The 20,578-nt window shown below is 56.9% G+C and carries 12 protein-coding genes; 6 read left to right on the top strand and 6 right to left on the bottom strand.

Annotated elements, in window-relative coordinates:
- Positions 1-33: 33 nt before the first annotated feature.
- Together Q0835_RS20270 and Q0835_RS20265 are read right to left on the bottom strand one after the other, a co-directional pair.
- On the bottom strand, positions 34-2,808 hold the full coding sequence (locus tag Q0835_RS20270) for a DNA translocase FtsK (protein ID WP_298963953.1): 2,775 nt from the start codon (positions 2,806-2,808) through the stop codon (positions 34-36).
- On the bottom strand, positions 2,805-4,028 hold the full coding sequence (locus Q0835_RS20265) for an aminotransferase class I/II-fold pyridoxal phosphate-dependent enzyme (RefSeq protein WP_298963952.1): 1,224 nt from the start codon (positions 4,026-4,028) through the stop codon (positions 2,805-2,807). The genes Q0835_RS20270 and Q0835_RS20265 overlap by 4 nt, the downstream gene beginning before the upstream one ends.
- Positions 4,029-4,295: 267 nt before the next feature.
- On the opposite strand from Q0835_RS20265, the gene Q0835_RS20260 reads away from it, so the two are divergent.
- Positions 4,296-4,949, top strand: a complete 654-nt coding sequence (locus Q0835_RS20260; RefSeq protein WP_298963951.1) for an SGNH/GDSL hydrolase family protein — start codon at positions 4,296-4,298, stop codon at positions 4,947-4,949.
- Position 4,950: 1 nt separating this feature from the next.
- On the opposite strand, the gene Q0835_RS20255 is transcribed toward Q0835_RS20260, so the two are convergent.
- Together Q0835_RS20255 and Q0835_RS20250 are read right to left on the bottom strand one after the other, a co-directional pair.
- A complete protein-coding gene (locus Q0835_RS20255; RefSeq protein ID WP_298963950.1) occupies positions 4,951-5,469 on the bottom strand; it encodes a hypothetical protein in 519 nt (172 codons plus the stop codon).
- A gap of 8 nt (positions 5,470-5,477) precedes the next feature.
- Positions 5,478-5,741: a DUF1674 domain-containing protein gene (locus Q0835_RS20250; protein ID WP_298963949.1), complete on the bottom strand. Its 264-nt coding sequence runs from the start codon at positions 5,739-5,741 to the stop codon at positions 5,478-5,480.
- 175 nt (positions 5,742-5,916) lie between these two features.
- On the opposite strand from Q0835_RS20250, the gene htpX reads away from it, so the two are divergent.
- From htpX to Q0835_RS20225, 5 genes are all read left to right on the top strand, one after another.
- A complete protein-coding gene (gene htpX, locus Q0835_RS20245; protein WP_298963947.1) occupies positions 5,917-6,855 on the top strand; it encodes a zinc metalloprotease HtpX in 939 nt (312 codons plus the stop codon).
- Between the two features lie 123 nt (positions 6,856-6,978).
- Positions 6,979-8,355 carry a transcription antitermination factor NusB gene (locus tag Q0835_RS20240; protein ID WP_298963946.1) on the top strand — a complete coding sequence of 459 codons (1,377 nt, stop codon included), beginning with the start codon at positions 6,979-6,981 and terminating at the stop codon, positions 8,353-8,355.
- Positions 8,356-8,482: 127 nt separating this feature from the next.
- Positions 8,483-10,240 carry a heparinase II/III family protein gene (locus tag Q0835_RS20235; RefSeq protein WP_363324490.1) on the top strand — a complete coding sequence of 586 codons (1,758 nt, stop codon included), beginning with the start codon at positions 8,483-8,485 and terminating at the stop codon, positions 10,238-10,240.
- Positions 10,241-10,333: 93 nt separating this feature from the next.
- Positions 10,334-11,950, top strand: a complete 1,617-nt coding sequence (gene purH, locus Q0835_RS20230; RefSeq protein ID WP_298963945.1) for a bifunctional phosphoribosylaminoimidazolecarboxamide formyltransferase/IMP cyclohydrolase — start codon at positions 10,334-10,336, stop codon at positions 11,948-11,950.
- Positions 11,951-12,111: 161 nt separating this feature from the next.
- Complete coding sequence (locus Q0835_RS20225) at positions 12,112-14,223, top strand: methyl-accepting chemotaxis protein (RefSeq protein WP_298816941.1); 2,112 nt, start codon at positions 12,112-12,114, stop codon at positions 14,221-14,223.
- Positions 14,224-14,263: 40 nt separating this feature from the next.
- Here Q0835_RS20225 and Q0835_RS20220 read toward each other — a convergent pair whose 3' ends face one another.
- Positions 14,264-15,703, bottom strand: a complete 1,440-nt coding sequence (locus Q0835_RS20220) for an MFS transporter (RefSeq protein ID WP_366142379.1) — start codon at positions 15,701-15,703, stop codon at positions 14,264-14,266.
- Positions 15,704-15,727: 24 nt separating this feature from the next.
- Entirely contained in the window at positions 15,728-20,539 is a 4,812-nt protein-coding gene (locus tag Q0835_RS20215; protein WP_298963944.1) for an NAD-glutamate dehydrogenase, read from the bottom strand.
- Positions 20,540-20,578: the final 39 nt, after the last annotated feature.

The raw sequence follows: 20,578 nt of genomic DNA, 5'->3' as shown, positions 1-20,578 counted from the left end.
GTCAGTGTGTGGCAAAGCTTTGGCGTTTGGCAATCAAAACTCGTCTTCCACGCCGTTTTGTACCAGAATTTCGCGTTTTCCGGCATGATTGGCCGCGCTAATCACGCCTTCTTGTTCCATGCGTTCAATCAAAGATGCCGCCCGATTGTAACCGATTGAAAGACGTCTCTGGACATAGGACGTTGAGGCTTTCTTATCCCGCAGCACAATGGCAACAGCCTTGTCATAGAGCTCGTTGCCTTCGCCGCCGCCTGCAAGGCCGCCGCCACCATCATAAGAACCGTCGCTCGCATCTTCCTCTTCGGTAACAGCCTCCAGGTATTGTGGCGTGCCCTGAACTTTCAGATGTTTCACAATATCTTCAACTTCACCATCGGAAACAAACGGGCCATGGACACGCTGAATGCGGCCGCCGCCAGCCATGAACAGCATATCGCCCATGCCAAGCAGCTGTTCTGCACCCATTTCACCCAGGATCGTACGGCTGTCGATCTTGGATGTTACCTGGAAGGAAATCCGGGTCGGGAAGTTGGCCTTGATCGTCCCGGTAATGACGTCGACAGACGGTCGCTGAGTCGCCATGATCAGATGGATTCCGGCGGCGCGGGCCATCTGGGCAAGGCGTTGGATCGCGCCTTCGATATCTTTGCCCGCGACCATCATGAGGTCGGCCATCTCGTCTACGACGACGACGATATAAGGCATGGCCTCAAGCGGAAGTTCCTCTTCCTCGTAGATCGGCTGCCCGGTTTCACGGTCAAAACCGGTTTGAACCGTTCGCGTGAAGCTTTCGCCCTTTTCCAGTGCCTGCTTGATGCGGGTATTATAGCCGTCGATGTTCCGGACGCCCATCTTGGACATCTTCTTGTAGCGGTCCTCCATTTCCCGGACGGTCCACTTCAGAGCAACAACGGCTTTGTTCGGATCGGTGACAACCGGCGTCAACAAATGCGGGATGCCGTCATAGATGGACAGCTCCAGCATCTTTGGATCGATCATGATCATTTTGCACTGGTCCGGCGTCAGCCGGTAGAGCAGCGACAGGATCATTGTGTTGATGGAGACCGACTTTCCGGAGCCCGTCGTACCGGCCACAAGCAAGTGCGGCATGCGCGCCAGATCGGCCACAACACTTTCACCGTTGATTGTCTTGCCGAGCGCCAATGCAAGTTTCGACTTGGACTTTTCGAAGTCCTGCGCGGCCAGAAGTTCGCGCAGATAAACGGTTTCACGCCGCGCGTTCGGAAGCTCGATACCGATCGCGTTCTTGCCGGGAATGACGGCTACACGCGCCGAGATCGCGCTCATGGAGCGAGCGATGTCATCGGCAAGACCAATCACGCGGGACGATTTGATGCCAGGCGCCGGTTCCAGCTCATACAATGTGACGACCGGACCGGGGCGAACCTCGATGATTTCCCCACGAACACCGAAGTCTTCCAGGACACCTTCAAGGATACGCGCATTTTGTTCCAAAGCATCGGCCGAAAGTCCCGGCACTTTGCCGGCGACTTTGGGTTCTTCAAGCAGGCGCAACGGCGGCAGCTCGTACTCCTCCGGTGCCCCAAGGAAGGACGGCTGTGCTTCATCAATCGCACGCTTGCTCTGTTTCGGACGTGGCGCGGCCGGAATGACCCGTCCCGCCTGAGCTGCTGCTTGCGCATGCTGACCCGATTGCTGCGAGGGGGCCGGTGGCTGTTCCGGCGCAGCGATGCCAACAGGAACAGCAGGGCGCCCGGTAACGGGTCCCTTGTCGATCAGGAGATCGTCAGGCGCAAAACTCTCACCCTCGTCTTCGAAGGGCGGTTCCTGATAAGCGTCGTCATGGTCGAAATCGTCGCCGCCACGACCGCGGTCGTAAAATTCATCGAGACCGTCGTCATCCTGTGGCATCAAACGGCCCCTGAGGGCGCGTTTGAAGACACTCAGACGGCCACCCCGATGGTCTTCTTCCGGCCCATAATCGATGTCGTCCTCGTCTTCATCCCAGTCCTCGTCATCCGGCTCAGGCCGTGATCGTTTGAGGCCTGTCAGGCGGCGAAGATGCGCACCTGCCGACATGCGCCAATGTTCCATTTGCCCGACAAAGGCTGTTGCCATCATACCAAGGCGGGATTCACTTTCATCATCATCGAGGCCCAGCTCGTCTTCAATAGCGCGGCCGTGACCGGACGGAGCTGCTGTCGGCTCGACGCGTTCCTTTGGCTGACCTATGGAACCGAGCCACCCGGCAGCAGCAAGCAGGAACAATATGGCCGGAACGCCAAGGCCAAGGCCGCCGACAATAGTGGCCGCGCCGCTGGTCATGTTCCCGGTGATCAGGGCCGGAAAGTTATGGACGGTGTCGCCAAGGAACCCGCCCAGCCCAGTGGGGAGCGGCCAGCTTTCAGGCACCGGAAGTGCTGCTAGAGCGCCTGCGGCAAGGCCAGAACCAATGAACCAGTACAAGAGCCGCCTTCTGCCGATGCCGAGCGTGTGACCTGTCATCAAGCGCCAGCCCCACAGGACGAGCGGAACCAGGAAAACGGCCGTTGCCAGGCCGATGGTCTGCATCAGGATGTCGGAGATGACGGCGCCCGGTGCACCGAGGGCATTGCGTACGGGACCTTCGGTTGCGTGGTTCAGGCTTGGATCGGCAACCGACCAGGTTGCAAGGCTCGCCGCCAGCATGGCTGCGAGTGCAATGATGCCAAGGCCAGACGCGCCCACGAGATTGCGCCGAAGGAAGCGCTTGAGCGGACTTTCCGTATCCAGCAGGTCTGCCGCTGTCCGGCGGCCGTTTCCGCGAACTGCACCGGCCCGTCTCATGACTTGTCTCCCAACCAGTTTGCAAATCGTTCAAGGGCGATTTCGGTCTGTTCCAGCGATGCCGTCAGTCCAACCCGAATGTAGTGGCGTCCCGGGTTGCTGCCGTCGGATTGATCGGAGGCGAGATAGCTGCCGGGCACGACTTTCACACCGATATCGGTCCACAAGGATCGGGTGACAGCGACACCATCTCCCCACCTGGACACGTCAAGCCACAAGAAGAACCCGGCTTCCGGCGTGACCTTTCCAAGGATTGGGCCAAGGTGGCGCTCAGCGGCCTTGAATTTTTCGTTGTAGAGCCGACGGTTCTCAACGACATGCGCCTCGTCCTGATAGGCTCTGACAGCCACTGCTTGCGCAGGCAGAGGTACCTGAGGAGCGGCGAGGCCCCGAAATCTCGACCATTTTTCCAGAAAAACGGGATCACCAGCGGCAAAGCCGCAGCGCAGCCCTGCCAAATTAGAGCGCTTGGACAGGGAATTCAGCACAATGATATTTGCAAAATCGGTGCCCATGGCCTTGGCGGCTTCCAGAATACCTGGGGGTGGTGTCTCCCGATAAATTTCTGAATAGCACTCATCCGCGAAGATGTAGAACCGGTGCTTGCGCGCCATCCCGATCAACCGCTGCCAATAGGCAATGTCAGCGACAAAGCCTTCCGGATTGGTCGGCGAGGCAACATAAAAAGCGACGGTTCTGTCGAGTAACTCCGTGTCCAGGCTGTCGAGATCAGGCAGAAAGTTGTTGCCGGGAACTGCGTCAAGCAAAATGGCTTCCCCGTCGGCAACATGGGCAGCTGCAGCATAAGTCTGGTAAAACGGGTTGGGCAGAATAACGGCGGGATGGTCGAGACCCTTGTCCAACTGATCTCGTGCCGCGATTGCGCCAAATGAAAGGCCTTCGCGCGAACCGTTCAGCGGCAAGACACCGTGCTCCGCGTCAACCATGCCACCAAGCGAATAGCGCTTGTCGAGCCAGGCGGCGATGGCCTGACGGAATTCAGGCGATCCCTTGATCGGCGGATATCTTCGAAAACCGGCGAGATTCTTGGACAAGACTTCGCCGGTGAAATCCGGAATTGCATGCTGTGGCTCACCAATGGTCATGATGATTGGGTCAAGACCAGGTGACTCGCCTTCCAGCAGTTCTGCAAGGCGTTGAAACGGATTGGAGCTCGGCAGGCATGCTCCGCGCTGATAGGCATTTGGGCTGGCAGTCATCAAGGATCCGCAGTCGTTACGCATAACTTTGAGATGACCCTATCGCCCACATGGTAAAGCTCTTATTAACCAAGCAGGCAGTCTTGTGATTTTCAGCCATGAATTGAGCCGACATGATCGCTTTTTTTTCGTTGTTCCTATTGAGACGGCCTGCGCGTGGTTTGACTTGTTTCGCGTGCCGGGCTGGCGGACAAGAATTGCTTGTTTAATGGCAAAGGTTTTGCTCTGATCTGGCCAGAAAATAATTGAGCCCGGGGAGCCTTTTTCGTGACTGAACAGCCTAAGACCGTCGTTTGTTTCGGAGATTCGCTCACATGGGGATTCAATCCGGCCGACAAGTCCCGTTTCGGGCACGACATCCGCTGGACGCGTTTGCTGCAAAAAGAGCTGGGTCACCGATATTACGTGGTTGAAGAAGGGATAAATGGCCGCACGACCGTGTTCGAAGACCCTGTGCGCGGTGACAAGAACGGGCTGGCGCATCTGGACGGCGTTCGCAAAACCCACATGCCCATCGACATCATGACCATCATGCTGGGGACGAACGATCTGCAGGACCGTTTCTGCATGAGCGCGGATGCAATTGGACGTGCCATGGGCAGGATCCTCTTCGCTGCGACCCGTGCGACGGATGATGTCGAGGGTCGAGCTCCGAAAGTGCTGTTGATGGCACCACCGGCACTGGGTGACTTCACTGGAAAGGAATTTGCCGGCATCTATTCAAATGCCCACGGCGGAGAGCAATCGAAACTGATCGCAGGCGTTTACCGACAAATCGCAGAGGAATATGGCGTTGGGTTTTTTGATACGTCCAGCGTGATTTCCGTGAGCGACATTGATGCCGTTCACTTTGAGGCTGCTCCGCAGGCGAGCCTGGCAAAAGCGATTGCTGCTGAAGTGCGCGCTCTCGACGCAGCCTGACTTATTCACCCAGTTTTTCGAGCGCCTTGCGAATACGAACCCTGACCGATCCGGCAGTTTCAATGTCGCGGGCAGCCGTCAAGATATTACGGACTTGGCTGGTCAATTCAGGATATGCAAGTGCCAGAACGGCAAGGTCATAGTAGGCCCATGCCCGTACAAACTTGTTGTCGCTGCGCGTTCCGCTTTTAACAAATCTTTCGAGTTCTTTCTGGGGCACCAGCGCCAACTGGAGCCTCTCGAAATACTGAAGAATATGCAGCTTCGCTTCCCAATGCGTGATTGTGGAGAGCGAGCCGAGATGTTGTCGTGTGAGGTCTTCAGGAAGCGGCGCACCTTTCAGATCAAAGTGGTGCTTGAGAAGCCAGGTGGCACCGCGCTGGCAGTCCACGATCTCGCACAGTCCGATCAGAGCCTGGAGAAAAACCGGATTGGACCGTTCCCCTTCGAAAAGGTCCTCCAGCTCGCCGGTGTCCTTGCCGTCCCACGCCGAAAGTATGGTGCGAAGTGTTTCTGACATGGGAGTAATCAGAAGTCGACCGTCAGGCCTTTGATCTCCCAATCGTCATAGCGTGTCGGCTCCAATCCTCCGCGGCCGTTCACCTCTTCCGGCATCGCTTCTTGCCTGTCATCGATCTTCTTGCGTCGTGCTTCCGCTTCCATCAGGGCGCGCTGGGCAGCAGGCGGCAGATCCTCAAATCTCTTTCTCGGGACGGCCTCGATTTCCGTCTTCAAGGAAGGGGCGTCGGCTTGCGAATAGGCAGCGGTCGCTGTGTCCGGTTTGTCCGTCATGGTTCCTGTTCATCCGGATTACGCTTTTGTCATGTGTTTATAGGGCAATCTTGCCAAGAATGGCAGCAGTTCCCATCTTGAAAAAGAAACTGATGTACGACAGCACGGTGACGGGCCAGGATCGAACCGAACAAGGAAATGGAAACAGGCGGCGATGAATTAAATTCGCACAGCAATGCTTTTGGCGGCGATGACCGCCTTGTTCATGGGTATCGGTTTCATGATCGGCGGCCAGGCAGGCATGATCATTGCCCTGGCTATTGCTGCTGCCATGAACCTTTTCAGCTATTGGAATGCCGACAAAATGGTCTTGCGCATGCATCATGCGCGAGAGGTCGATGAGCGTTCAGCACCCGATTTTTATCGAATGGTACAGCGTTTGGCGCAGAATGCGGATCTGCCAATGCCGAAGGTTTATATCATCGACAACCCACAGCCGAACGCATTCGCCACCGGCCGAAACCCCCAAAATGCTGCCGTTGCCGCAACCACTGGACTTTTGAATATGCTGACGCCAGAGGAAGTTGCTGGCGTCATGGCACATGAACTGGCCCATGTGAAAAACCACGACACCCTGATCATGACGATCACTGCGACCATCGCCGGCGCCATTTCCATGCTGGCAAATTTTGCTTTCTTTTTTGGCGGCAACAGGAACAATCCACTTGGCATTGTCGGCATGTTGCTGATGATGATTGTTGCTCCGATGGCCGCAATGGTCGTGCAGATGGCGATTTCGCGGACGCGTGAATATGCAGCTGACCGAATGGGCGCAGAAATCTGCGGCGAACCTATGTGGTTGGCATCTGCACTTGGCAAGATAGCAGGCGGTGTGAAACGGATTCACAATCCCGATGCGGAAGCAAATCCGGCGACGGCGCACATGTTTATAATGAACCCGTTGTCCGGCGAGCGAATGGATAATTTGTTTTCCACGCACCCGAACACCGAGAACCGGATCAACGAATTGCGTAAAATTGCCGATGGTGGGCTTGGAACCGGCGGCCGGATGTCGTTTGGCCGTAGCGCGGCTCCGCAATCCGGTCCCTGGTCCGGATCTGGTCGATCCGAACCGGCAGGTTCTCCGCGCAGGCCAAAAGGCCCTTGGGGCTGAGCACTGCGTGAACTCTTAAAAACTTCTTTGCCAACTGCCCTCAGCGCCGTAAACTTGCGATATCGCGCCGCAGCCGGAGCCCCCGCCTGCGGCGCTTGGTTTTCCTGAACATGGTAAGATGACTTGACGAGACAGCCGAATAACAATCGTAAACCTGCTGCCAGTGATGGAAGCCAGACAGCGGACAAGCCGGGCTTTGCTGCGCGCAAGGTCGCCGCTGATATTCTGGGCAACGTGGTTCACAAGAAACGCCCGCTGGATGGAGAGCTGGACACGCAGTCAGGCCATTCCGGTTTTCGTGCGCTTGCCGGCAACGACAGGTCCCTGGTGCGTGCCATCGTCGTAGCGAGCCTGAGACACAGGGGCGAGATCGTCGAAATTCTGACCAGGCTACTGGACCGGGATATTCCTGAAAAAACAGGCCGGGTTCTCGACATCCTTCATGTTGCCATCGCCCAGATGCTTTTCCTTGATGTGCCGGACAGGGCCGCAGTTTCGTTGGCGGTCGACCATGCGGGCCTGGATCGCCGGGCTCGGCCCTACAAAGGGCTGGTGAACGGTGTCTTGCGCCGCCTTGGGCGTGAACGCGCCGATGTCACAGACGAACTTGACGCCGAACGTCTCAACACTCCGGATTGGCTCTGGACCACTTGGCAGGAGGCCTATGGCGAAGACCTGGCGCGCAAGATATCCAGTGCACATCAAAGGGAAGCTGGGCTGGATCTGTCCGTCAAGGGTGACTCAGCCGAATGGGTGCAGCGCCTGGAGGGGGTTCCTGTCGGTGCAGGCAGCGTGCGTCTTGTCAAGAAAGGTGCCGTTGAGGCCCTGGAAGGGTTCGGCGACGGTGCGTGGTGGGTTCAAGATGTCGCCGCTGCACTTCCAGTGCGGCTGCTTGGGGATGTTGCTGGCTTGAATGTTGCTGATCTGTGTGCGGCACCTGGGGGCAAGACAGCGCAGCTTGCAGCTGCGGGAGCCAATGTCACGGCAATCGATATCTCCAAAAGCCGGCTCAAGAGGCTTTCGGAAAATATGCAGAGGTTGGGATTGTCGGTCTCAACCGTTGCCTCGGACCTTCGACGTTATGAACCGTCTGAGCCATTCGACGCTGTCTTGCTCGACGCGCCTTGCAGCGCAACCGGCACCATCAGGCGGCATCCGGATGTTCCCTGGATCAAGAAGCCTTATGACATTGAAAAGTTATCGGAAATTCAAGCCGAGCTGTTGGATCGAGTGGTCGACTGGGTCAAACCTGGTGGGCTGATTGTCTATTGCACCTGTTCCCTTGAACCAGCAGAAGGGGAAGCACAGGTAAGCGCGTTCCTTGCGCGGCAAGCCGGGAAAATTGAGGTTGTCGAAATTGACGCCGTTGAAATCGGTGGACTTACCAAATGCGTCACCGCTGAGGGCTATTTGCGTTGCCTGCCGTGTTACGAGGCTGGTGAAACACCGGAAACATTGGGAATGGATGGATTTTTCGGTGCCAGATTCAGACGGTCTTAACGTGGCATAAACTGTTCACTTGCAATGATTCCCTAAATGAAATGCTAACCTTAACGATCCGTTTCTTCAGTTTGTGATCGGAGAGTATCATCGTCGCGCGTGAACCATCGGTGTTGGAGATGGTTTGGTGAATATCGCAAGCCTCAATGAAAGAAGCCGGATCTGGCGTCTTGTGGCCCTGCATGTTTGGCAACGCTCCCTGAAATGGATGCATGGCGGACCGCTGTTTCGCATGCAGCCGTTTTCGTCTGTGCCTGCGCGGCTTCTAATTGCGCCCCAGGATTTGCGGACCGCTGACGCGACCAATGCGACCGATATCTACGGCGGACGGTTTCTTTTCTCCGGGCACCTGGTGGAAACTCAGGGCAAATCACCTTTCGAACTGAAAGCCGTGCATGAAGATTGGCAGCGTGAACTGCACAGCTTCGGCTGGTTAAGGGATCTGCGGGCCGCCGACAGTCAGATTGCCCGGCAAAATGCACGCGCCCTGGTCGAGGATTGGATCAAATACAGCGGACGCTGGCATGAGATCGGCTGGGAGGCACGGGTTGTGACTCGCCGTATTCTGTCATGGCTCGCGCATTCACCCTTCATCCTGCAGGATGGTGACCACGATTTCTATCGCAGTTTCGTCAAGTCGCTTGCACGTCAGGTTCGATTTCTCCGCCAGACCATCAATGAGACCGATGATGGCGTTGAACGGCTTCATGCGGCGCTGGCCATTGCATCGGCCTGCATCTCCATGGCCGGGCAAGGACGCTTCGCCCGTCAGAGTATCCGCCGCCTGGAGCATGAGCTGAACAGGCAGATACTGCCTGACGGCGGTCACATATCGCGCAATCCAAGGGCCTTGATCGATATTCTGGCCGACCTTCTCCCTGTTCGGCAGGCTTTTGTCGCTCAAGGGTTGGAGATGCCTCCGGCCATGCTGCAATCGGTCGACCGGATGATGCCCCTGTTGCGTTTCTTCCGCCACGGTGATGGCGCGTTGGCGCATTTCAATGGCATGGGATCAACTCCGGGCGATCTGGTGGCAACAATCCTGGCTTATGACGATGCGCGTGGAGCGCCACCAGTCAACGCTCCTCATTCGGGATATCAAAGGCTCAGTGGCGGTTCATCGGTCGTACTTCTGGATACCGGTCCGGCACCGGCCTTGAGCGTTTCTGGCGACGCCCACGCGGGTTGTCTTTCGCTTGAGTTTTCTTCTGCGACCAACCGCATCGTCGTCAATTGCGGCGTCTCACCGAAATCCAATCCCCTATGGCGCAAGGTGAGCCGCTCGACCGCAGCCCACTCCACTGCAACGATCGAGGATACGTCCTCCAGCCGCTTCCTGTCCGAAAAGCCCTTCGGCCATCTGCTTGGCGCCCCGATCCTTTCAGGCCCGGTGAATGTTCCCGTAGAGCGGGAGGACGACAGGGCCGGCAGCCGGATTTCCGCATCCCATGACGGGTACGCTGCCGAATTCCGGGTTCTGCACAAACGCGATGTCAGTCTTTCTGCGGATGGCACGGTGCTGGACGGGTTGGACACATTCTCGGCAATCGGCAATGTCGACCCGGAACACGCGTTTGCCATCCGGTTTCACCTTCACCCATCGTTGCGTACATCGCTCATCAGGGGAGGGTCGGCCGCCCTGCTTGTGTGCCGGGACGGTGAAGCTTGGGAATTCGAGGCTCCGGGCAGTGAAATCGTCCTGGAAGAGAGCATTTATCTGTCGGATGTATACGGTCATCGAAAGAATGAGCAGATTGTTGTCGCGGGTGCGCTGTTGGCACCGCCTTCCGTCGGGTGGCAATTCCGTAAGACGGCCACTGCCAAGCTGAGCCGCAGAGGCACCAGCGATTTCGATGAGGTCGGTGAACTTCCACTGGAAGAATAGGCACATTAGCCAAGCAAGCAGCTTTCGATTTGACCGAAGACGTGATAGGGCGACGGCAACTTTCCCAGACTGTCCCAATCGCGAGGCATATTCATGGCCATTGTGTCCAAAGCCGTTCCCGTTCCTGAACTGGTTTCCGTTAAGCGCGCCCTCCTTTCCGTCTTCGACAAGTCAGGCCTTGTCGATTTCGCAAAGGCGTTGGCAGAGCGCGGCGTCGAACTGGTTTCCACAGGCGGGTCCTACAAGGCGTTGAAAGACGCAGGTCTGGATGTGCTGGACATATCTGAGGTGACCGGTTTTCCGGAAATCATGGATGGCCGGGTCAAGACACTTCATCCGATGGTGCATGGCGGCCTGCTGGCCATTCGCGATGACAACGACCATCAGTTAGCCATGGGCGAGCACGGCATTAGCGGGATTGATCTGTTCTGCGGTAACCTCTATCCGTTCGAAGACGTGGTTGCCTCGGGCGCCGATTATGCAACCGGTATTGAAAACATTGATATCGGCGGTCCCGCAATGACCCGTGCCGCCGCCAAGAACCATGCCTATGTCACGGTCGTGACCGATCCGGCCGATTATGAAACAGTTATTACCGAACTGGACACGAATGGCGGTCAGTCGCCGCTAAGTTTGCGCAAAAAACTGGCCCTCAAGGCATTTGCCCGCACGGCTGCATACGATGCTGCGGTTTCCAACTGGATGGCTGATCAGCTGGAAGAAGCAACACCGGCACACCGGGCAGTTGGCGGCTCGCTTGCCGAGGTCATGAGGTATGGCGAGAACCCGCATCAGACGGCGGGGTTCTACAAGACCGGAGAAAAACGTCCGGGCGTTGCGACCGCGCGGCAACTTCAGGGCAAGACCCTTTCCTACAACAATATCAACGATACCGATGCGGCCTTCGAATTGGTCAGTGAGTTTGATCCGGCGCGCACAAGCGCTGTTGCAATCATCAAACATGCCAATCCGTGCGGTGTTGCAGAGGGTGCAGACCTTAAGGAGGCCTATGAAAAGGCTCTTCGCTGCGATCCTGTCTCTGCCTTTGGCGGCATTGTCGCAATGAACAAGGTTCTTGATGCCGCCGCGGCGGAAGAAATTGTCAAAATCTTCACCGAAGTCATTATCGCTCCGGATGCCGACGATGCTGCGCGTGAGATCATATCGGCCAAAAAGAACCTGCGTCTCCTGACAACGGGCGGTCTTGCGGATGCGCGTGCCGAAGGTCTCTACGTCAAGTCGGTCGCAGGCGGTCTGCTGGTGCAATCCCGTGACAATGGTGTGGTCGATGATCTCGATCTGAAAGTCGTCACCAAACGCGCTCCGAGCGATCAGGAACTGGCAGATCTGAAATTCGCATTCAGAGTCGCGAAGCATGTCAAATCCAACGCGATCGTATACGCCAGGGATGGCGCAACTGTCGGTGTCGGTGCCGGTCAGATGAGCCGGGTGGATTCGGCGCGGATCGCAGCGCGAAAGGCGCTTGATGCGACCGAAGCTGCCGGGCTCTCCGAACCGCTCACCAATGGTTGCGTTGTCGCGTCCGATGCATTTTTCCCGTTTGCCGATGGACTGCTGTCCGCGGCAGAAGCCGGAGCCACCGCGGTTATCCAGCCGGGAGGATCCATGCGCGATGACGATGTCATTGCAGCGGCGGATGCAGCCGGGCTCGCCATGGTGATGACTGGCATGCGACATTTTCGACACTAATACTGTGCTACGCAGTCTAACTAAATAAAAATCCTGTAAAAATTGACAAAAGGTCTTCTGATTTACTTCAGTCTCTGAAGACCTTGTTAACTCCCGGATTGTAACTTCGTGATCATCCCGGCAGACCTTATCTGCCGCCTTTCGATTCGCGGAGAATATTGGTGTTTAAGAAAGCGAAGGTCACCACGAAGCTCATCGGTGCCAGCGCTGTGGCCATGACGGTCGCCCTGGCTATCGGTATCACAGCCATCGGTTGGCAAGCCTCAAATGTGACCGGCAAGCTGGCTCGGACAGAAGCCGAAACGGTCGCACGTGAACAGGCAGAGTTTGTTCAACGTGGCCTTGAGAAGGGGCTGAAATCTGCGCAAGCCTTGGCCAGTGCCCTTGGTGGTTTGAAGAACGCCGGCGCTGTCGACCGTGAAGCCTGGAATTCGGTGGTCGAAAATCTTGCCTTCACCAACAAGGATCTTTCCGGCGCCTGGGGTGTGGTCACAGGAGACCAGCTCGACGGAAAAGACGCTGAATTCAAAGGCAACGAAAAATGGGCTGCCGGTGGTGAATGGCAGCCGTATTTCTTCCGCAAGGCAGATGGCACGCTTGCCTATCGCCCGATTGAGGAAATTGATGTTGGTGACACAAGCGATCCCGCCGAACTCTGGTTCAATGGTGCCTATGTCTCCGGTAAGGACTACGTGACCGAGCCTTACAGCTGGGAAGCAGACGGCAAGACGGTCACCGGCGTTTCGTTCAGCATACCGATTTTCAACGAAAACAAAGTGATCGGTGTTGCCGGAGGCGACATCCTGCTGACACCGCTGTCGGACGTTCTTGCTCAGCAGAAACCGCTTGGCTCGGGGTCGGTTCACCTTCTCTCGCAAAATGGTGTCTGGATCGCGCATCCTGATCCTGCTGTGCTCGGCAAGAACTGGTCAGAGGGCCGCTCGGATACCGATCTGGCGCACCAGGATCAGTTGCTCGCAGCCGTTGAGAGCGGTAACCGGTTCGACTATCAGGGATACTCCAATTCCCTTGGCGCGGATGTTCATCGCATCGTGGTGCCTGTTCCGATCGGAGAAACCGGTTCGAAACTTGCTGTTGTCGTGAGTGTCCCACTTGAGACACTGAATGCGGCTTCAACGCAAATTCTGACCATGATTTTGGCCGTCGGAGCCGTCCTGCTTCTGGTCGTTGCGCTATCCATTTATCTGGTCGGCAACGCAATTGTGCGCCGTCCGCTCGAACAGTCCGTGCGCAGCATTCAGGCTCTGATCGACCGTCGATACGACGAGCCGATCCACGGTACTGAGCGCAGCGACGAAATCGGTGAAATCAGCAAGGCCCTGGAAGTTTTCCGTGAAAAAGCCCAGCAAGCCGAAACCTTGACGGCGGAACAGGAAGAGGCACAACGTCAACAGTTGGCGCGTGCCGAACGGATCAGCGATCTGTCCCAGAATTTTGACCGTCAAATCTCCGAGTTGACCGAAACAGTGATGAGCCAGGTGCAGGATCTGAATTCTGCCTCCGTCACTCTGACGGCCGGTGCGGACGATACCAGCGAAAAGAGTACCACCGTGGCAGCGGCCTCAGAGGAGGCATCGTCCAACGTGGAAACCGTTGCCTCGGCAGCAGAAGAGCTGTTGGCGTCGGTCGGCGAAATCACCCGACAAATGGGACAATCGACTGAGATTGCTTCACATGCTGTTGAGCAGGCACAGGTGACCAACGCGAAGATCGAAGGACTTGCCCAGGCGGCCAACCGTATCAGCGAAGTGGTCAAGCTGATCACCGACATCGCAGAACAGACCAACCTTCTCGCGCTTAACGCAACAATTGAGGCTGCGCGGGCGGGAGAAGCGGGCAAAGGTTTTGCGGTTGTGGCGGCAGAGGTCAAGGAACTGGCCAACCAGACAGCCAAGGCAACGGAAGAAATCTCGCTACAGATCCAGTCTGTGCAAACAGAGACGGCTGGTTCGGTTGAAGCCATCAAGGGGATCTCGGAAACCATCGAGAAGATAAACGAGATTTCTTCAAGCATTGAATCCTCCGTTGAGCAGCAGGGCCTTGCGACCAACGAGATCGCCCGCAACATTCAGGAAGCCTCCAATGGCACTCAGGAAGTTGCACAGAACATCGTCAAGGTCGCCGCGTCCGCCGACGATACCGGCAATGCGGCGCGGCAGGTTTCAGCTTCTGCAGACGTCCTGCAGAAGGAGGCCGATCGTCTGAAACAGGAAGTCGTGGGTTTCCTGGAAAATGTCCGCCAGGTTGGCTAGGGCAAGCTCATTACAGCAACAAAGAAAAACGCGCCGGAGATCATCCGGCGCGTTTTTCTTTGACCATTGTCAGCAGAACCAGACCCACAAAAAAGAACACGAGAATAACTGACATTCCGGTGGCCTGGTTGGCGGTGATCGCGGTCACGATGCCGACGGCAAGAGGTGCGAGAAAGCTTGTGACCTTGCCGGACAATGCCAGAAGCCCGAAGTACTGCGTCATGTGTTCATGCGGCGCCAACCGGATCAAAAGGCTGCGGCAGGATGCCTGAAGCGGACCGGAAACGGCACCGATGATAGCGCCCAGCACAATGAAGACCTGTTCGGGCAGGGAAGCGAACAGTGCGCCTTCCGGTGCAGGCTCTGACTTGATCACGAAAAAGACAGTGGTCTTGTCGACAGAGATCATCCCAAGACCGCAGATCATCAAGACGATCAGGCAAAACAAAATGACAAGTTTGGCCCCGAAGCGATCATCCATAGGACCGCCAAGCAGGAGCCCCAGCGTGCCCGTGATTGTCAGAATAATCCCAAAGGTCCCGATTTCAATCGATCCCCAGCCGAGCTGCCCCGCTGAATAAATGCCGCCGAAGGCAAACAAGGCGACCAGCCCGTCCTTGAAAATCATGTTGGAGAGCAAGAACAGAAAGATATTTCTGTTGGCACGGGCTTGAGCGAGACTTTCGCCAAGATCCGATAGACCCTTGCGGACCGCGACACCGATTTTTGCCCGTTTCGGCGCATCTGGAACGAACAGAAACATCGGTATCGCAAAGACGATGAACCAGACAACCGAGAACGGACCGACAGCACGGTCCCCTTCTCGCGTGGCCGCATCAAGACCGAAAACCGGTTCGAACCCCAAGAGGGTCCGGCCGGTTTCCGGGCTCGCTGCAAAAAAACCGAGTGCGATGACCAGCGTTACCAAACCGCTGACATACCCCATTGCCCAGCCGAAACTCGACAGTCGCCCGATTTTGGCAGCCGGGACCAGCGAAGGCATCATGGCGTTGTTGAATACGGTTGCTACCTCAATTGAAAGCGTGCCGATGGCAAAGGCGACCAAGGCGATCGTAATGCTGTGGGCACCGCCCGGAGCGGCATACCAAAGCGCCGAGCAGCAGATCAGGAAAGGAATGGAGAACAATAAGATCCAGCGTTTTCTCCGGCCTGTTGCATCCGCAATTGACCCAAGCACTGGCGCTGAAAGGGCAATACCAAGACCGGCAGCGGCTGTTGCATAGCCCCATAGCGCCTGCCCCTCTGCAGGTGTGGAGGCGAGAGAGGCGGCAAAATAAGGAGCAAAGACGAAGGTCGTGACCAGTGTAAAAAATGGTTGGGCGGCCCAGTCAAAAAGCGCCCAGGACAGGACGGCGCGCCGATCGGTTTTCAGGGTGCCGGTGTCAGCAGCTGTTGTCATCAGAGCATCCTGTGCCGGTACGAAGAAGGCCGGCAGCAGTCCTGCCGGCCCAAGTTCCATTTCAGTCCTAGCATGCTTTCCAGGTCACGCCGTGCCGCAAATCTCTGCAAGCAGGCTTGCGGCTACCGAGAATTTGGAGACACTGAGCGCACCGTCCAGAATTTCGGTCACGGACCTTTGTGTGCGCGCGACTTCGGCAGTGTGAGCTTCCAGCCAGCCGTCAAATCCGCCAGATCTGACAGCCTGGATCGCGAGCGCGCGATGCGCGCCGAAGAGCGTTGCCCTGGCCCGGTCGAGAGCAAGCCCGTCATAGTAGTCGCGCACATCAAGTTCGTCGGTTCGTTCGTGCATGGCACCAATCCGGAAGTGATGTGCAACCTGGAAATAGGCGGTTGCCGCGGTTTCGAGATCAGCGCCGGTTTCCTCCGAAACGATGACGATGTCGGGGATTGCTTGCTCGGCGATCAACCAGGCTATGCGTTTTGCAAGCTCTTCCGGTACGCCCCGACTGATGTAGTCAGCTGTGCGCTGGTTCAAAATTGCACCCGGCTCTTCTGGCAGCAGGCTCTCGAGGCGACCGCGAAGGGCGGAGATGCCTGTCCGGAAACGCTTCACAACTGCGGACAACCCTTTGTCAAAGGCAACGTTCCGCTTGAACCAGACCACCCGTTCCAACAGCAGGGACTGCACTTCGGAATAAAGCTCAAGCTGCAAATCGCCGTCGATCTTGGTGTCGAGAACATCGATTTCGGTATTGAGGTCGGTCAGGTCGTAGCTGTTGCGGACTGCAACGAAGGCTTGAGCGATTTCCGTTGCAGTCGCGCCGGTCTGGTCGCGCAGGCGGGTGATAAAGGTCGCCCCGCCACGATTGATCATCGAGTTCGCCAGCATGGTTGCGATAATCTCGCGGCGCAGACGGTGTCCGTTGATCTCGTCTTTGTAGGTCTCCGCCATCTGGTCCGGGAAATAACGGAAAAGCTCGCGGGCAAGATAGGAATCGTCGGGAACCGTGCTTTCCAGCAGCGCGTCGTAAAGCGTGAGCTTGGCATAAGCCAGGAGCACACCTAGCTCGGCACGTGTCAGCAGCTGACCCGCCTTGCGCATTTCATCGAGCGTGGCCTCATCAGGCAATTGCTCGACAACCCGGTCCAGAAGATCGGCCTGTTCAAGCTGGCGCATCATGCGGACCTGGAAACCGAAATCTTCCATCCCGCGGAGATGGGTCATGGAGATCGCGAGGGTTTGCAGATAGTTGTTCCGCAAGACCAGATCCGCGACTTCATCGGTCATCTCGGCCAGGAGTTCATTGCGCTGTTCGATGTTCAACTTGCCGGCTTTCACGGCGGCACCGAACGCAATCTTGATATTGACCTCCATATCGGAGGAGTTCACACCGGCGGAATTGTCGATGGCGTCGGAATTACAGCGTCCGCCCTTCTTGTTGAATTCGATGCGAGCCAGTTGGGTCAGTCCAAGGTTCGCGCCTTCTCCGATCACCTTGGTGCGAAGTTCCGGTGCTGTGATGCGGATCGGATCATTCGCCCGGTCGCCGGCATCGGCATCGGTCTCCGTCGTGGCGCGAATATAGGTGCCGATCCCGCCGAACCAGAGCAGGTCAACTTCCATTTTCAGGATGGCCATCATGACTTCCTGCGGCGTTGCGCTGGCAACCTGAAGGTCAAGAAGCTTCTGAATTTCCGGTGACAGAGGTATGGATTTCAGCTGACGCGAGAAGATCCCGCCGCCTTTGGATATCAGGTCCTGATTGTAGTCCTTCCAGGAGGAGCGGCCCATGTCGAACAAACGCTTGCGTTCGTCCCAGGTCTTGGCCGGGTCCGGATCGGGATCAATGAAAATATCCCTGTGATCGAATGCGGCCACAAGTTTGGTTGCCTTTGACAGCAGCATTCCGTTGCCGAAGACGTCGCCCGACATGTCTCCCACGCCTGCAGCTGTAAAGGGCTCGTTCTGAATGTCCCTGTTCATTTCCCGGAAGTGCCGTTTGACAGCCTCCCAGGCGCCGCGGGCAGTAATGCCCATTTTCTTGTGGTCATATCCGGCAGAACCACCGGATGCGAAGGCATCGCCAAGCCAGAAATTCCGTCCTTCGGAAATGCCGTTGGCCGTATCGGAAAATGTCGCCGTGCCCTTGTCGGCGGCAACGACGAGATAAGGGTCGTCACCATCGAAGCGCTGAACACGTTCCGGCGGCAGAATGCTGTCTTCTCCCAGGTTGTCGGTGACGTCCAGAAGCGCATTGATGAAGATCTTGTAGCTCTCGGTGCCTTCAGTGAACCAGGCTTCACGATCGCTCATAGGAGGCAGTCTCTTGGGCAGGAAGCCACCCTTTGCACCGACCGGAACGATCACCGCGTTTTTCACTTGCTGTGCCTTGACGAGGCCAAGCACCTCGGTGCGGAAATCCTGAGGTCTGTCGGACCAGCGCAGACCACCGCGCGCGACCATGCCGAAACGCAGATGAACCCCTTCGACCCTCGGGCTGTAAACGAAGATTTCACGGTAGGGGCGCGGCTTCGGCAGATCGTCGATCGACCGGCTGTCGACCTTGAACGCGAAAGTGGATTTCGGCAGACCGGCCTCATCCAGCTGATAGAAATTGGTTCGCAGGATCGATTCAATCGCGTTCTGGAAACGGCGCAAGATACGATCGTCATCGAGGCTGGAAACGTCTTCCAGGCTGCTTGTCAGCTCGTCCTCGAGGCGTTTGGTGCCGTTGGTGCGATCCTTTTCAGTGACATCGGGATTGAACCGCAAGTGAAACAGCTCGACCAGCTTGCCGGCAATGGCCGGATACCGGTTCAAAGTGCCCCACATATAGTCTTCGGAGAAACGAACTCCTGCCTGCCTGAGATATTTGGACAGGGCGCGAATGACCGCGATGTCACGCCAGGCCAGATCCGCCGTCAGGACCAATCGGTTGTAGCCGTCGTTTTCGGCCCGGTCGGACCAGACTGCCATGAACATGCTTTCGAGGCGCGACTGGAGTTCGTCGCCGACTTGAAAGGACTCCCCTGCCTGTGCCTCCAGGGTCATCTCATGCAGATATGACATGCCAAGGTCGGCGGGCGTGACGCGGTAGGTTCGCTCGTTGATGACACGGAACCCCATGTTTTCCAGAAGCGGCACGCGGGCAGACAAGGGGATCGGAGAACCGCTGTGATAAACCTTCAGCGACAACCTGTTGTCCTTGGATCCCTTCAATCTGTGAAAGGTGATGGTCGTGTTGTGCTCATCCGTCAGTGTTTCCAGCTTGACGATGTCGAGCAGCGCGGACTGCGCGTTGTAAACTTCCTTGTAGCCGCCGTGGAACGACAATGCGTAGCGGTCCGCCAGCGAACGTGCCTTTGCGGGCGCGAACTCCTGCTTGAGCGCGTCACGGACACTGTCGGACCATGTCCGGATCATGTCGGCGACTGCAGTTTCCAGTTCTTCCTGAGGTGGTTCCGGTGTCTCGCCCTTGTCCCGACCGACAATGTAATGAACGCGCGCGAGCGGTCCTTCAGGATAAGTGACGTACCAGGCGGACACACGGCCTTCATAGACAGTGGCCAGATAGGTGCCGACATTCAGGCGCACTTCGGTCGTGTAGCGATCACGCGGGACAAAAACCAGGATCGAGACATAGCGATCGAATTTGTCCGGTCGTGACAGGACGCGGATGCGCGGGCGCTCGTCCAGCTGGAGGATCGAAATGGCAAAACTGAACAGCAGGTCGCGATCGATCTGGAAGAGCTCGTCGCGCGGATAAGCTTCCAGAACGTTGCGCAGCGCTCGTCCTGAATGGCTTTCCGAGCCATATCCGGCGCGGGCGAGAACGCTGGCGACCTTGCGGCGCAGGAAGGGAATTGTGTTGGTGGGCTCGGTATAGGCGGTTGACGCGAAGAGGCCGACAATCCGCAACTCACCGATCATATTGCCGTCGTCGTCATAGAGTTTGGCGCCGACATAATCCATGTGAACGCGCCGGTGCACGTTGCTCTTCACATTGGCCTTGGCAATGATAAGCGGCTCCGGTTTGTTCAAGAACTCTCGAATCTCCGGAGTTATCTGCACAAATTCAGAGCCGCGCCGCAGAACCCGCACATCCGGGTCGGTCAACAATCCAAGGCCGGTTCCTTCATGGGGCGAAAGCTCGCCTTCCTCGACGCCACCCTCGAACGTATATTCGCGCATCCCGAGGAAAATGAAATTGTCATTCTCCATCCATTCAAGGAAATGGATGGCTTCCCAGAGTTCGTCGCTGCTTCCGGGGATCTGCGTGGTTTTGTATGTGTCGATTGCTTCGGCAAGACGCTCCTGCATCGGCTTGAAGTCGGTAACGACCGAACGAACGGAATTCAGAACCGCATCAAGTCTGTCCTTCAGGGCCTGACGCGCCTTGTCGGAATCGATACGGGTAACATGAATATGGATCAGGCTTTCCTGGCGGTCCTTGCGCTTTGCCGGTTTTTTGCGGGCAACCGCGGAAAGAAGTTTTCCATCATCGTCGCGTTCAACGATGAAGATCGGGTGGAGAACAAGGTGAACCTCGAGCTTGCTTTCCTGCAGCTCATCCATGACCGAATCGACCAGAAACGGCATGTTGTCATTGACAATTTCGATGACGGTGAGTTCGCTGGCCTTGTTGCCGGCCGCCTTGAAGGCGGGATCTGAAAGTTTGACCCGGTGCGTGCCGAGTTCGTGGGTCTGGAAGTCCTGCCAGGCATCCTTGACGAAGGCAGTGAGTTCTTCACTGGAGTAGGCAACCACATCCTCCGCCGCGGCGCGGTCGTAAAACGCGTTGGAAAATTCCGCGAGGTCAGGGTCCTCTTTGTTCAAGGTGGTGTGGACAGCGTCGATGAGTTTCAGTTTCTCGACGTCGTGTTTGTCCGGCATTTTCCATCCCCTTAGGCGATCTTTTGGTTTGGCTCTGTC

The organism is uncultured Roseibium sp. (genome assembly GCF_947499295.1).
Classification (GTDB): domain Bacteria; phylum Pseudomonadota; class Alphaproteobacteria; order Rhizobiales; family Stappiaceae; genus Roseibium.
Note: the sequence above shows the minus strand (reverse complement) of the source record. Positions and strands in the feature narration are given on the sequence as shown.

Coding starts and splice junctions, on each gene's coding strand:
- Q0835_RS20270 (WP_298963953.1), bottom strand. CDS start 2,808: ATGAGACGGGCCGGTGCAGTTCGCGGAAACGGCCGCCGGACAGCGGCA.
- Q0835_RS20265 (WP_298963952.1), bottom strand. CDS start 4,028: ATGACTGCCAGCCCAAATGCCTATCAGCGCGGAGCATGCCTGCCGAGC.
- Q0835_RS20255 (WP_298963950.1), bottom strand. CDS start 5,469: ATGTCAGAAACACTTCGCACCATACTTTCGGCGTGGGACGGCAAGGAC.
- Q0835_RS20250 (WP_298963949.1), bottom strand. CDS start 5,741: ATGACGGACAAACCGGACACAGCGACCGCTGCCTATTCGCAAGCCGAC.
- htpX (WP_298963947.1), top strand. CDS start 5,917: ATGCTTTTGGCGGCGATGACCGCCTTGTTCATGGGTATCGGTTTCATG.
- purH (WP_298963945.1), top strand. CDS start 10,334: ATGGCCATTGTGTCCAAAGCCGTTCCCGTTCCTGAACTGGTTTCCGTT.
- Q0835_RS20220 (WP_366142379.1), bottom strand. CDS start 15,703: ATGGAACTTGGGCCGGCAGGACTGCTGCCGGCCTTCTTCGTACCGGCA.
- Q0835_RS20215 (WP_298963944.1), bottom strand. CDS start 20,539: ATGCCGGACAAACACGACGTCGAGAAACTGAAACTCATCGACGCTGTC.